Source organism: Pedobacter polysacchareus, from assembly GCF_019802255.1.
GTDB classification, from domain to species: Bacteria; Bacteroidota; Bacteroidia; order Sphingobacteriales; family Sphingobacteriaceae; genus Pedobacter; species Pedobacter polysacchareus.
Genome location: NZ_JAHYSS010000003.1, coordinates 1 through 14,039, shown reverse-complemented (window position 1 = coordinate 14,039; position 14,039 = coordinate 1). Strand labels below are relative to the sequence as shown.

Below are 14,039 nucleotides of genomic sequence, written 5' to 3'. Positions count from 1 at the left end.
TCTCTTATTCAAATTAGTCTTGTTGCTACAAATTATTTTGCCCACCATACTGGTACAGAAGTCAATATTGACTGTTGTGGTTGTGGATTTGACGTAATCTCCTGAGAAGGATAAGGAAAACGCTGTGGGATATAAGGACGGAATGGATTAACGACGACATTCAGCGTTGGGAATCCTGTTCTTCGCCAATCATTATAGGCTTCAAGCGATAAGAAATTCGACACATACTTTTCTCCAATTAAGCTCTTTAGTGGAGTAGTTGGATCAAGTGTTCCATGTGCAGCGGTATACGTATTGATATCATTTGTAGCCACACCTAATGAAAGCATATTTTGTCTGATGGCTTCAACGAATATAGGTTGAGCAGCAGCTGCACCAGACTTAATTAATGTAGCTTCAGCTTTAATAAATAAGGCTTCAGCATAGGTCGCCAAAAAAACTGGTGCTGAGGGGCCCACCTGATCTAAGAGTAAATACCCACCCACTTTAGGTCCTACAGTTGCATATATTTTTGGATTTGGATTTGGATCTGTACCGCTTTCTCTCCCTAAAAAACCTCCACCTGAACCCGCAAGTCCCAGAATAGGTAATCTCGGGTCGTTATTTGCAAGTAATAAATTGACGAAAGTTTTGTTTAACACTACACCACCTGCTCCAGGTAAGGTTCCTCTATACCAAGGATTTTGTGATTTATCACCACCTTTATAGGCTACTTTAGCATTATCATTATTTTCAGAAAATCCGTTTTGCAAAGCAGCGAGGGCGAGGTCAGCTTGTGTTGAAGCAGTATACCCTGCTGCCTTACTTAAACGCAGGTAATATCTGGCTTTAAGCGTATAGGCAAACTTCTTCCAGGAAGGAAAATCACCACCATAAATCAAGTCATCTGCTTTTACAGTGATGCCTGTAGGCTGGGTATTCAAGATGGCAATGGCTTGATCTAGATTTTGTTGAATTACCTTGTAAATATCTTCCTGGCTATCATATTTTGGCTTTAATCCATCAAGTGCTCCAAATGCTTCAGAGTACGGAATATCTCCAAACAGATCGGTACAAATGGCCAGATTATAAGCTAACATTACTTTTCCAATAGCTGCATAGCCATTGTTTCCTCCTGTTTCTGCTTTACCTATCATGATCCTCAGGTTGTTGAAAATTGCAGGATAAAGGTCAAAACTCCAGGTATTGTTAACATCACTTGGGGTAATTCTATAACTATCAATTTCCGGTGGCGATTGATTTATAGCCAGCTGTTGTGTCCAATAAGCAGCAACAGAGCCGGGATATCCTCCGAGGATATTTGTGGTGGTATAGAGCTGAACAGGTGTTAAGATCAGCGCCTCTTGAACGTCTAATGGATTATTCGGATCTTTATTGATATCCAAAAATTTCTTACATCCAGTTGCAGAAATCAGCATTAAAAATGCTACGAATAAATAATATGTCTTTTTCATGATTGGTCGATTTAAAAGGTAACTTTTACAGCAAAATTGAAGCTTTTGTTAGATGGCGTTACAAAGTTGGTAAAGCCACCACCGTTTCCTGTACCATACAAACTTACTTCAGGATCTGAGCCTGTGTAGTGTGGGGTATAAAACCATAGGTTTCTACCTGTAGCAGATAGACTTAACCCTTTAAATGGAGTTTTCCTTAATAGCTCTGCAGGGAAAGTATAAGCCAGAGTGACTTGTCTTAGCTTGATGTAGGTCCCATCTTCTACCCCATTTTCATCCACTGCTGAAAAATTTTCCTGATAGTATCTTTGATCCAGTGTAACTTGCTTTGTATTCTCTGATCCATCTTCAGTTACCCCATCAAAGACTTTAGTCGCAGTCCTGTCTTCGGTAACTTTAGTAACCCCATAAAAATTAAGGTAAAAATTATCAAGATTGTATACATCACCACCTTTTTTCATGTCAAGTACCGCAGATAGGCTAATGCCTTTATAGTTCAGCGTTGTGGTTAGTCCTGCATTCCATTTTGGGACAGTATTACCAATTGGACCAAGCTGCTCATCAATAATAGGGTAACCTTCATCATCAATGACTAACCTTCCTGCATCATTTCGAAGGTACCGAGAACCAAATATAACGGCATAAGGCTGATCTTTATAAGCAAATACACCAGGGCTCACAAAACCTGCAAACTGAATATTGTCAAGACCTTGTCCAATCTCAGTCACTTTATTATTGATTTTTGTGAAATTCAGGGCAATATCCCAGGTAAGATCTTTTGTTTTAATAGGCGTACCACCTAATACAAATTCAACACCTCTATTGTACATACTTGCGGCATTGATAACGGCCGCATTAAATCCACTTGAAGGGGTTATAGGTGTGGTACTAATCAAATCCTGACTTACTTTATTAAAATAGGTAGCTTCAAAATTCAGCCTGCTTTTAAGGAATTTGAATTCAAAACCAGTCTCGAATTCCTTCAAGCCTTCATTCTTCAGATTTTTATCACCGTAAGTATTGGTCAACAAAAATCCATTCAGATTGTCGTAAGGGAATTCTATATTTCCAATAATTGGTTTTATATAAGGAGTACCGATACTATAAGGTGCAACATTATCATTTCCTACATAAGAATAGGAAATACGGAATTTACCGAAATTCATAATCGGATTATTATTCATTCCTAATGCTTCTGTAAAGATAAAAGCACCAGATGCTGAACCATAAGGATAAAATTGCTTATCGCTATTCAATACAGACGTTCCGTCATATCTTCCTGTGAGTGACAATGATAACATTTTCTTATATTCTCCTGTCAACTGTGCATATACACCTACTTTTCTGTAATTACTTTCCGTAATGGTGGAGATCTGCGTAGATGCATTACTAATATTATAGAAATCTTTGGCGGATAAACCTATCCCCTTGTCAAAAACTGTTTTCTGATCAGAAGCTAGAATATTATTACCAATCAAAATACTTCCAAAGAAATCATCGCTGAAGTTCTTTTTCGCTTCTATAATCAAATCATGATTATATTGTCTGAAATTTATCTCCCTATTGTACATTTTACCATTATCAGATTCTCCACCCACAATTCCAGGAGCTTCATGATAATGCGTAGCATCATTAAAGATGTCTGCTCCCACACGCTCGGTGATTGTTAGCCAGGGTGTTGGATTATACGTAACCGTAAAAACCGGTAAAAATCTATTGACCAGGGAGTTGAATTTCACATTATCTACTAGCCAATAAGGGTTATTTCTTGCAGCACGGAATACTCGCTGAGTTCCATCCGGATAAGTGGTAGGGAATGGATCCCAGGATATAGGTGCGGCATAAACCGTCCAAAATGGACTTGCCAGACTATTTCCTTCAGGCAAACGATCATTAGAAGTGTTGACATAGTTTAGTTGTCCAATGACGTTTATTTTATCGGTAATGTTATTCGAGAATTTAGTAAAGAAAGAATGACGACCAAAATCAGTACCTGGCATAGTTCCTTTGGTTTTTAGGTAGGAATAGGAAACCAAATAGGTTGATTTATCAGTAGCGCCACTTACAGCAACGGTATTGTCTGTAGTGAAGCCCGTCCTGAAAAACTCTTTCCTGGGATCATGTTTTTGTACAGGAACACCATTCACCGTCAGGCCATCAATAAGTGGTCCCCAGGAACCTGAACCCAATTCACCATTATTTCCATCTATATACTCGCCATTACTACCCTGAGCATATTTATCCTGAAATTCTGGAAATATTGGATGGTCTACCGTAACTCCTGAAGAAATAGAAACTGAAGGTTTTCCCTTGCCCGTTTTGGTGGTAATAATAACGACACCTCTTGCAGCAGCAGAACCATATAATGCACTGGCAGCTGCGCCTTTTAGTATCGTCACACTTTCTATAATGTTGGGATCGATGTCAATGGCCCTATTGGCTGTTCCTCCTGCACTTAATGCACCATCTGGATTTCCAGCTTCTGAGTTGTTAATCGGTACACCGTCCACGACAAATAGCGCTCCATTCTCACCAGTTAAAGAAGTGTTACCACGGATCACAATTTTCGAAGAGCTACCTGCGGCACCGCTGGAATTCGTAATTTGAACCCCTGCCACCTTACCTGCTAATGCATTCACTAAATTGTTTTCCTTTGCAGCGACTAAGGCATTTCCTCCTACTTCCTGCGTAGAGTACGTTAGCGTTCGCTTTTCCCGCTTGATACCCAAGGCGGTCACCACAATTTCATTTAAATTTGTTTCTTCGTCAACTAAAGAAACATTTACCTCATCGTTACTTCCTATTGTTTTCGTCTGGCTTTTAAAACCGAGATAAGAAAACTCCAGACTCAGGTTTGTACCTGTTACTTGAATACTGTACTTACCAGCAGCATTCGTTAAGGTACCGGTTTTTTGTCCAACCACCCTTATGGATACTCCAGGAAGAGGTTTTTGGTCACTAACAGCTGTCACAGTTCCCGTAATCGTACGGGTTTGTGCCCATGCGGCTATACTAAATAGCACTAGCAGCATTAAAAGTGGTAATGATTTTTTCATAAGTTGCTTAGTTTTAGTTTGTCACTTAAATTTAAGCTATTAAAAACACTATTTTGTTTACATTGTCATATTTTTATTACAATCTGTTCAAATATTGATTTAGCATGTAAAATATTGCATTTTTTATCGTAAAAGAGAGAACAATCACAGTCTGAAATAAGGCTAAAAACCTAAGTTTTATTCTCATATAAAGACTAGAAGAGAAGTTAAACAGTCAGTTTTTATGCCATCTACAGAGGATAGTCAGCGTATGTTCTTTTTTTGAAATTTCAGAAGAGAACTAAGGCGAATGATTTCTTTGTAAAAAAATGCACAAAAAAAAACAGCTATTATCTAAAAGATAATAGCTGTTTTTTTTGATCTGGTGGAATAATTTCCACCAGCTTTATTTTATGTCACTTACGCGTAAGGAATGCCGTCTTTTGAAGCCAATCTGCTGTGCCCCATTAAATATTCATCTACCTTACGGGCAGCTTCTCTACCTTCAGAAATCGCCCAAACCACTAATGATTGTCCGCGACGCATATCTCCTGCTGCAAAGATTTTTGCAATATTGGTTTGATATTTACCTTCTTCGGCTTTCACATTACCTCTATTGTCCAGTTCTACTCCTAATTTTTCAATTAAGCCTTCTTTTTGAGGATGTAAGAAACCCATTGCTAATAAAACCAGCTGACAAGGCAAATCTCTTTCCGTACCTGGTTTCTCTTTGAAGTTCAAAGGTCTGCCTGTAGGATCCATTTCCCATTCTACATCTACTACTTTTAAGGCTTTAAGGTTTCCGTTTTCATCTTTGATAAATTCCTTAGTATTTACACCCCATGCTCTTTCGCAGCCTTCTTCATGCGAAGAAGTCACTTTTAACAGCATTGGAAAGGTTGGCCAAGGCATATTTGAAGTACGCTGTGAAGCAGGCATTGGCATGATTTCAAACTGCATGACAGATTTCGCACCTTGACGGTTTGAAGTACCGATACAATCAGAACCTGTATCACCACCACCAATCACAATCACATCTTTACCAGTTGCCAGGATCGCCTCTTCTTCGAAGCTAATGTGCTTCACACGTTTATTCTGCTGTTTCAGGAAATCCATCGCATAATGAACACCTTTCGCCTCACGGCCGGTGATATTCAAATCTCTTGGGATGGTAGAACCACCTGCCAGGACGATACTTTGGAACTCTCTTAACAGCGTATTCAGTTCTACATTAACTCCAACATTGGAGTTACATTTGAAAACAATACCTTCTTTTTCCATCAGGTTGATGCGTCTTGTAACTACATCTTTCTGAAGTTTAAAATCAGGAATACCATAACTTAACAAACCTCCTGGCGCATCATCGCGTTCGTAAACCACTACCTCATGGCCGGCTCTGTTCAGCTGTGCTGCTGCTGCAAGTCCTGCAGGACCTGATCCAATCACTGCAACCTTTTTACCGGTACGGATCAATGGCTCTTCTGCTTTGATATACCCTTTATTGAAGGCTATTTCAATAATATGTTTCTCGATTTCTTCAATAGATACAGGAGATTTGTTGATTCCTAATACGCATGCAGATTCGCATGGCGCCGGACAAATTCTTCCGGTGAATTCAGGAAAGTTATTGGTGCTCAACAATATAGTTGAAGCCAACTGCCAATCTCCTTTATATACCGCGTCGTTAAATTCCGGAATTACATTTCCAAGCGGGCAGCCCGACTGGCAAAATGGAACGCCGCAATCCATACACCTTGCGGCTTCACGGTTTACCTGCTCTAGTTCAAAATTCTCTACAAATTCATTATAATGCTTTAAACGTTCTTTAGCATCTTCTTTTATAGGAGCAGTTCTCTCATACTCTAAAAATCCGGTTACTTTTCCCATAGTTAAGCTATATTTAGTTTAGTGGTTCTCGTCATTTTGTGTTTCAATTTACTCTGGTGGATCTTGCTTGTGCGGTGCTGAAAATAATTAAACACTTACAGCCGCTCTTTTCATCATTACTGCTTTGTATTCTTTAGGGAATACCTTGATAAAGTGTGCAGATTGAGTAGCCCAATCACTTAAGATAAACTTAGCTAAGCTACTATCTGTAAGCTGAATGTGTTTCTTTAACAACACATTGATGCGTAACTCATCCTGTTCGTCCAGTGGATCAAGGTCTACCATTTCCTTATTACATTTATTGGTAAATTCTTGCTTCACATCGTAGATCCAGGCTACACCACCGCTCATACCTGCAGCGAAGTTACTGCCAGTATCACCGATCACTAACACTTCACCACCAGTCATGTATTCACAACCATGATCACCTAAACCTTCTACTACAGCTGTAGCACCAGAGTTTCTTACGGCAAATCTTTCACCAGCCTGACCTCTTACATATAGCTCACCAGAAGTTGCACCATATAAGGCAACGTTACCAATGATGATATTTTGTTCCGGCACATAGCTGATGGTACTGAAAGGATAGATGGATAATCTAGCTCCAGAAAGGCCTTTACCTACGTAATCATTGGCTTCACCTTCCAGTTGCAGGGAGATCCCTTTGGCTGCGAAAGCACCAAAACTTTGTCCGGCAGAACCTTTGAATTTGAAGTTGATCGTATCTGCTGGCAATCCTTGCGATTTATAGATTTTAGAAACCTCATTTGAAAGCATCGTACCTAAAGCACGGTTGGTGTTCTTCACTTCAAACTCTCTGTAAATCGGCTCTTTATTCAATAGTGCTGGGGCTGCAGCCTTGATCAATTGGTGGTCTAAAATATCTGCCAATCCATGGTCCTGAGTTTCTGTCTGATACAAGCTCAAGCCATTATCTGGTGCTTTATATAAGATTGCAGAAAGGTCCAGGTCTTTTAATTTCCAGTCGCTAGGATCAATTGCACGTAAGCTTAAGGCATCTGCCTGACCTACCATTTCTTCAACAGTTCTGAAACCAAGTTCAGCCATTGTTTCTCTCAACTCTTCCGCTAAGAAATGGAACAGGTTCACGACGTGGTCTGCTTCACCGGTAAACAACTTTCTCAAGTTAGGATCCTGTGTTGCCACACCTACCGGACAAGTATTCAGATGACATTTTCTCATCATGATACAGCCAGAAGTCACTAAAGCTGCGGTAGCCACACCCCATTCTTCAGCACCTAAAAGGGCCGCGATGGCGATGTCTTTACCTGTTTTCAATTGACCATCTGTTTGTAATACTACTCTGCTGCGCAGGCGGTTTTTAACCAAAGTCTGGTGCGCTTCTGCTAAACCAAGTTCCCATGGTAAACCAGCGTGCTGGATAGATGTTAAAGGAGATGCACCTGTACCACCGTCAAATCCAGAAACCAGGATCACATCAGCATGAGCTTTCGCTACACCGGCAGCAATTGTACCTACACCAGCTTTAGAAACTAATTTCACATTGATTCTTGCTTCACGGTTGGCATTTTTCAAGTCAAAAATCAGCTGTGCTAAATCTTCAATAGAATAAATATCATGGTGTGGCGGCGGCGAAATTAAACCTACACCAGGCGTAGCATGACGAACTTTTGCAATCCACTCATCTACTTTATCACCAGGTAATTGTCCACCTTCACCAGGTTTTGCACCTTGTGCCATTTTAATTTGTAACTCATCTGCATTGCTCAGGTAATAACTAGTCACACCAAAACGTGCAGAAGCAATTTGCTTGATCGCAGAACGCATAGAATCACCGTTAGGTAAAGTCTCATAGCGCAATTCATCTTCACCACCTTCTCCGGTATTACTCTTTCCGCCAATGCGGTTCATGGCAATCGCCAAAGTAGAGTGTGCTTCATGAGAGATCGAACCGAAAGACATTGCCCCCGTTGCAAAACGCTTCAGGATCTGTTCAACTGGTTCTACTTCTGATAAAGATACTGCAGGGCGTTTATAGTTAAATTCAAATAATCCGCGAATGGTAAATGCTTGATGCATTTGCTCATTTACAAGCTTAGAATATTGTTTGTATACGTTATAATCATTCTTTCTGGTCGCATTTTGTAACAAGTGAATCGTTTGAGGATTGAACAAATGCTGCTCACCTTTACGTTTCCATTTGTAATTACCACCTGTTGGCAAGATCATATCCGGACGTGTAGCCGAACCAAAAATCCTGTTGTGTTTGATCAAAGTTTCTCTGGCAATCTCATCCAATCCTAAACCGCCGATTCTGGAAACCGCACCGGTAAAGTAATTGTCGACCACCTGTTTATTCAAACCAAGAATTTCAAAGATCTGCGCACCATGATAAGATTGTAGTGTAGAAATCCCCATTTTAGAGAAGATCTTCAGCAATCCATTATTTACAGCATATATATAGTTCTGTATCAGTTTCGCTGGTTTAACTTCCAGTTCTGTTTCAAAACCAGTAATCGTTTCTTCTGCTAAGTAAGGGTTTACTGCAGTTGCACCGAAGCCGATTAAACAAGCAAAATGGTGAACTTCCCAAACATCACCAGCTTCTACTACTAATCCCACATCACCTCTATAACCTTTGCGGATCAAATGGTGGTGAACTGTAGAAACAGCCAATAAAGAAGGAATGGCAGCATGTTCAGAGTCTAAAGCACGATCTGATAAAATAATCACCTGGAATCCGTCTTCTACAGCATCTACTGCATAACGACATAACCTGTCCAGTGCTTTTGCCATAGCGCCAGGTTTTCCTGTAGCTCTGAAATAAGTTTGTAAAGTTTTAGATTGGAAAACTCCGGTATCTATACTTCTAAGTTTTTCTAACTCTAAATTCGTTAATATCGGATGTTTGATGCCGACACAATGACATTGCAAAGCATTTTCTTCCAGAATATTTCCATTATTCCCCATGAATCCCGCAAGACTCATGACCACTTTTTCCCTGATTGGGTCGATTGGTGGATTGGTTACCTGAGCGAATAATTGTTTGAAATAAGAAGAAAGGTGCTGTGGTTTTTGAGATAAAATCGCCAAAGGAATATCTGTACCCATAGATCCGATTGGCTCTTTCCCGTCCTTAGCCATTGGCTTCAGGATTAAATCGATGTCTTCACGGCTATATCCGAATACCTGCTGATATTTAAAAATAGACTCTTGAGAAAGACCGCTAAAGACTACTCTTGGGTCAGAAAGCTCTTCTAATCTGATCTGGTATTGATTTAACCAATCTGCATACGGCCTGCGGCTGCATACTTGTTGTTTAATTTCTGTATCGGAAATGATTCTTCCCTGCTCCATATCTACAACAAACATCTTTCCAGGGGTCAACCTACCCTTTTCAATAATTTTGCTTTGATCTAAAGCCAATGCACCAGCTTCGGATGCCATAATCACATGGTCATCTTCCGTAATGGCATATCTTTGCGGACGCAATCCGTTTCTATCTAATGTTGCTCCAATCAGGTTACCATCTGTAAAGGAAACCGCTGCTGGTCCATCCCAAGGCTCCATTAAAGTCGCATGGAACTTATAGAATGCTTGTTTAAGCTCGTCCATATCCTCATTACCATCCCATGCTTCAGGAATTAACATCATCAAAACATGTGGCAGAGAACGACCTGCATGCACTAAAAGCTCTACTATATTATCTAAACAACCTGAATCGGAATTGGATTCATCAATTACAGGAAGTAAAATATTCAATTCTTCAGGTGTAAAGTGCGAAGAAGCCAATGACTTCACGCTTGCTCTAAACCAGTTCAGGTTACCCTGAAGGGTATTTATCTCTCCATTATGGGCGATGTACCTAAAAGGCTGCGCCAATTTCCAGGAAGGGAAAGTATTCGTTGCAAAGCGACTATGAATTAGGCCAAAAGCGGAAACAACGCGCTTATCGCTGAGCTCAGTAAAATAGGATCTTACCTGCAATGAGGTCAGCTGTCCTTTATATACTATAGTTCTTGAAGAAAAGGAAGCGATGTAAAAATCGCCATTAATCCCCTTTACCGTATTGTTAATCGTCTTTGACAGGTAGTTCTTGAAAACGTAAAGCTTACGTTCAAAGTCTGCACCAGCAGCGATTGCGTACGGGCGGGCTATAAATACCTGCTCCATTTCTGGTTCTACAGATAGGGCCATGTCTCCAATGCCTTCTGTATTGGTTTGTACTTTTCTAAAGCCCAGAACTTCCAGTCCCAACTTCTCTCCTGCACGATAAATGATTTCTCTGCACTCTTCTCTCGCCTTAACATCTTTCGGCAAAAACAACATCCCTACCCCATAGTCTCCGGATTCATTCAGACTGAATCCTATTTTAAGACATTCGTCATAAAGAAATTCATGCGGTATCTGTATCATGATACCTGCACCATCTCCGGTGTTAATTTCAGCGCCGCAAGCTCCGCGGTGATCAAGATTTTCAAGAATGGTTATTGCGTCGGAAATGATTTGTTGCGATTTTCTCCCCTTGATATGAGCAACGAAACCAATGCCACATGCGTCATGTTCAAAACGCTGGTCGTATAACCCTTGCTGATCTTGTGTTTGTTCCATAAGTTTAATTTATTGTTGGTTGGTATAGTGTGATTCGAACACTAAGTTACGAAAAAAAATCAAGTAATTATAATATCGGCATCTTTTTTAGGAAAAATGCAGAACATTTAAAATATAAAGTCTTTATATTATAATATTGATACCTGCAATCGATGTAAAATGCAATATTGGCAATGAAGATTCCCATATATAAGTGAGTTATCATCAAAACAAGCGCTTATCAGCTGCAAGGCCCTCTCGACCCAAAAAAAAAATTAAAATTATTTTCAGCTTCAAATCCTTTAATTTCAATCAATTAACTAAAAAACCCCCTTAAAATTGAAATAAAAGCATTTTTTACTTTGGTAGATTCAGATCTTTTCCTACTTTTGTGACGGGCAAGTATTACACGATCAGCTCCTTTTGAACTCCCCCAGGGCGGGAACGAAGCAAGGGTAGAAAGTTGTAGCGATGCGATGTAAAGTGCTTGCCCATTTTTATTTTTTTTAGATTGATATGCTTCAACTGCATCCTCTTCTTTCTAACAACCAACTCGAGTTAAATAAAACCATATATTTTCTTAAACTATATATCTTATGAAATTTTTCATAGACACAGCTAATCTTGATGAAATCAGAGCAGCTCAAGACCTTGGCGTTCTAGACGGCGTAACTACCAACCCTAGCTTAATGGCTAAAGAAGGTATCACTGGCGAACAAAATGTAATTAACCACTACAAAGCAATCTGTGACATCGTTGATGCGAATGTAAGTGCAGAAGTGATCTCGACTGATTATGAGAGCATGATCAAAGAAGGTGAAGCATTAGCTAAATTAGATCCAAAAATCGTTGTTAAAGTTCCTATGATTAAAGATGGTGTTAAAGCCATTAAATACCTTTCCTCTAAAGGGATCAGAACAAACTGTACATTGATCTTCTCTGCCGGACAAGCTTTAATCGCTGCAAAAGCAGGTGCATCTTATGTATCTCCATTCTTAGGTCGTTTAGACGACATTTCTACAGATGGTTTTCAATTGATCGAAGACATCAGATTGATTTTTGATAACTACCAATACGAAACTGAAATTCTTGCAGCTTCAGTAAGAGGACCAATGCACATCGTTAACTGCGCTAAATTAGGTGCTGACGTAATGACTGGCCCACTTTCTGCCATCCTTGCATTAATGAAACACCCATTAACCGATAGCGGTCTTGCTCAATTCTTAGCTGATCATGCGAAAGCAGCAGCATCAGCAGCTAAATAGGTTTAAATAACATCTCATAAAAAAGTCCTGTTGAATTAATTCGACAGGACTTTTTTTATGGCTTCATAACTGATTTGTTCGTCAGGCTCGATCAGGATACCCTTCACTCCTGCTCCATTTGCCGCTTCTACGTCTCTTGGTTTATCTCCAATCATTACAGATAAAGCTGGATCAATAGCATAAGTTGCAATCGCTTCTAATACCATTCCCGACAAAGGTTTTCTACAGTTGCAAGGCTCAGAAACTGTGGGGTGATGTGGACAATAATACGCATGTGTAATTTTCGCGCCCTGTGCCTCAAACTTTTCGCCTAAAATACGATGCATCTCTGCCAGTGTTTCTTCTGTATAACGTTTTAAGGCAATTCCTCCTTGATTGGTAATGATAATCAGCATATAACCCTCGTCATATAGCTTCTTTAATGGTGGAATCTGGTATTCTAAGACTTCAAAATCTTCTACTTTACAGATGTAATCATAGATTTCGTGATTTAAAACTCCATCACGATCTAGAAATATTGCTTTATTCATTTAATTATTCTTTTTTGCCAAATATGGCAATATTATAATTGTTTATTCCCTTCAAATAATGGTTTTATTAAACATAATCACGATATATGGTGTTATTAACCGTTGAACCTTTAAAATTATAATATGCCATATATCAAAAGAAACCCCGAAAACAGTAAATCTGTCAATATATTTTACGAAGATCTTGGTTCAGGAAAACCAGTCATTTTAATTCATGGCTGGCCAGTATCACACGAAATGTGGGAATACCAGGTCTCCTCAATTGTATATAGTGGATATCGCTGTATCGCGTACGACAGACGTGGCTTTGGTCAGTCTGATAAACCCTGGACCGGTTACGACTACGATACCCTTGCTTCCGATCTGAATGAATTGATCCTTGCCCTAGATTTATCTGAAGTTACCCTCGTTGGATTCTCTATGGGTGGCGGAGAAGTGGTCCGTTATTTAGGTAAATACGGCAGTTCTAAAATTGAAAAGGCAGTATTGATCAGCACCGTAGTTCCTTTGATGCTGAAAACAGACGATCATGAGGAAGGTGTACCAAAAGAGGTTTTTGATGAAATTATTGCAAATATCCATCAGGATCGTCCAGCATTCTTAACAGGTTTTGGTAAACAATTCTTTGGTGAAGGGATTTTAAATAAACCAGTAAGCCAGGATATACAAAACTGGATGCATCAGCTAGCCATTGTAGCTAGCCCAAAAGCAACTGTAGATTGTGTAAGATCCTTCTCTGAAACGGATTTTAGAACAGATCTAAGCACCATTACCATCCCTGTAATGATCGTACATGGTGATGATGATCAAGTCGTACCTATTAAAGCCACCAGTGCGATTACTGCAATGCTACTTCCTAATGCTGATTATTACGTAATGGAAGGTGCATCACATGGATTATTTATCACTCATAAAGACGAATTAAACCAGTTACTGGTTAATTTTCTAAAAAGATAATGCAAAACGAGAGGAATTTGAGAAGAAATATAGGGATGAGCCCTGTAATTCATGATCAAATTCCTCTTTTTTTAGGGGTTTTATACTCCTAATAGTTGATTTTAGTACCAAAAAAAGGCGCTAATTAAGAAGTAAAATAAATAATCTAGCTTAAAATCAGTACAGTATAGATTTTATGTTTTTTTAATTTGCACTTAATATAAGCTAATCCTATATTTGCATCACTTTAAACGGAAACGCTTAGAGTAAAGCTAAAAAAGCTTTGATTCCGTAGCTCAGCTGGTAGAGCATTACACTTTTAATGTAGTGGTCCTGGGTTCGAATCCCAGCGGGATCACA

7 protein-coding genes, 1 tRNA gene and 1 other RNA gene are annotated in these 14,039 nt (G+C 39.5%); 4 read left to right on the top strand and 5 right to left on the bottom strand.

Features of this window, described 5'->3' with window-relative positions; all coding sequences use genetic code 11:
- Positions 1 to 32: 32 nt before the first annotated feature.
- The 4 genes from K7X70_RS07850 to gltB all read right to left on the bottom strand — a co-directional run bounded on the left by K7X70_RS07850 (position 33) and on the right by gltB (position 10,969).
- A complete protein-coding gene (locus tag K7X70_RS07850; RefSeq protein ID WP_222536539.1) occupies positions 33 to 1,454 on the bottom strand; it encodes a SusD/RagB family nutrient-binding outer membrane lipoprotein in 1,422 nt (473 codons plus the stop codon).
- Between the two features lie 11 nt (positions 1,455 to 1,465).
- A complete protein-coding gene (locus K7X70_RS07845) occupies positions 1,466 to 4,510 on the bottom strand; it encodes a SusC/RagA family TonB-linked outer membrane protein (protein WP_222536538.1) in 3,045 nt (1,014 codons plus the stop codon).
- A 399-nt stretch (positions 4,511 to 4,909) separates the two neighbouring features.
- A complete protein-coding gene (locus K7X70_RS07840; RefSeq protein ID WP_222536537.1) occupies positions 4,910 to 6,376 on the bottom strand; it encodes a glutamate synthase subunit beta in 1,467 nt (488 codons plus the stop codon).
- Positions 6,377 to 6,463: 87 nt separating this feature from the next.
- Positions 6,464 to 10,969 carry a glutamate synthase large subunit gene (gene gltB, locus K7X70_RS07835; RefSeq protein WP_222536536.1) on the bottom strand — a complete coding sequence of 1,502 codons (4,506 nt, stop codon included), beginning with the start codon at positions 10,967 to 10,969 and terminating at the stop codon, positions 6,464 to 6,466.
- A gap of 375 nt (positions 10,970 to 11,344) precedes the next feature.
- Here gltB and ffs point away from each other — a divergent pair.
- Positions 11,345 to 11,444, top strand: an RNA gene (ffs, locus tag K7X70_RS07830) — signal recognition particle sRNA small type.
- Positions 11,445 to 11,544: 100 nt separating this feature from the next.
- The gene (gene fsa, locus K7X70_RS07825; protein ID WP_222536535.1) at positions 11,545 to 12,213 is read left to right on the top strand and encodes a fructose-6-phosphate aldolase; all 669 of its coding nucleotides are present in this window, start codon (positions 11,545 to 11,547) and stop codon (positions 12,211 to 12,213) included.
- A 35-nt stretch (positions 12,214 to 12,248) separates the two neighbouring features.
- Here the strand turns inward: fsa and K7X70_RS07820 are convergent, their stop codons facing one another.
- Positions 12,249 to 12,743: a D-glycero-alpha-D-manno-heptose-1,7-bisphosphate 7-phosphatase gene (locus K7X70_RS07820; RefSeq protein WP_222536534.1), complete on the bottom strand. Its 495-nt coding sequence runs from the start codon at positions 12,741 to 12,743 to the stop codon at positions 12,249 to 12,251.
- A 123-nt stretch (positions 12,744 to 12,866) separates the two neighbouring features.
- On the opposite strand from K7X70_RS07820, the gene K7X70_RS07815 reads away from it, so the two are divergent.
- The gene (locus tag K7X70_RS07815; protein WP_222536533.1) at positions 12,867 to 13,700 is read left to right on the top strand and encodes an alpha/beta fold hydrolase; all 834 of its coding nucleotides are present in this window, start codon (positions 12,867 to 12,869) and stop codon (positions 13,698 to 13,700) included.
- A gap of 264 nt (positions 13,701 to 13,964) precedes the next feature.
- A tRNA-Lys gene (locus K7X70_RS07810) sits at positions 13,965 to 14,037 on the top strand.
- The last annotated feature ends 2 nt before the right edge of the window (positions 14,038 to 14,039 follow it).

Coding starts and splice junctions, on each gene's coding strand:
- K7X70_RS07850 (WP_222536539.1), bottom strand. CDS start 1,454: ATGAAAAAGACATATTATTTATTCGTAGCATTTTTAATGCTGATTTCT.
- K7X70_RS07845 (WP_222536538.1), bottom strand. CDS start 4,510: ATGAAAAAATCATTACCACTTTTAATGCTGCTAGTGCTATTTAGTATA.
- K7X70_RS07840 (WP_222536537.1), bottom strand. CDS start 6,376: ATGGGAAAAGTAACCGGATTTTTAGAGTATGAGAGAACTGCTCCTATA.
- gltB (WP_222536536.1), bottom strand. CDS start 10,969: ATGGAACAAACACAAGATCAGCAAGGGTTATACGACCAGCGTTTTGAA.
- fsa (WP_222536535.1), top strand. CDS start 11,545: ATGAAATTTTTCATAGACACAGCTAATCTTGATGAAATCAGAGCAGCT.
- K7X70_RS07820 (WP_222536534.1), bottom strand. CDS start 12,743: ATGAATAAAGCAATATTTCTAGATCGTGATGGAGTTTTAAATCACGAA.
- K7X70_RS07815 (WP_222536533.1), top strand. CDS start 12,867: ATGCCATATATCAAAAGAAACCCCGAAAACAGTAAATCTGTCAATATA.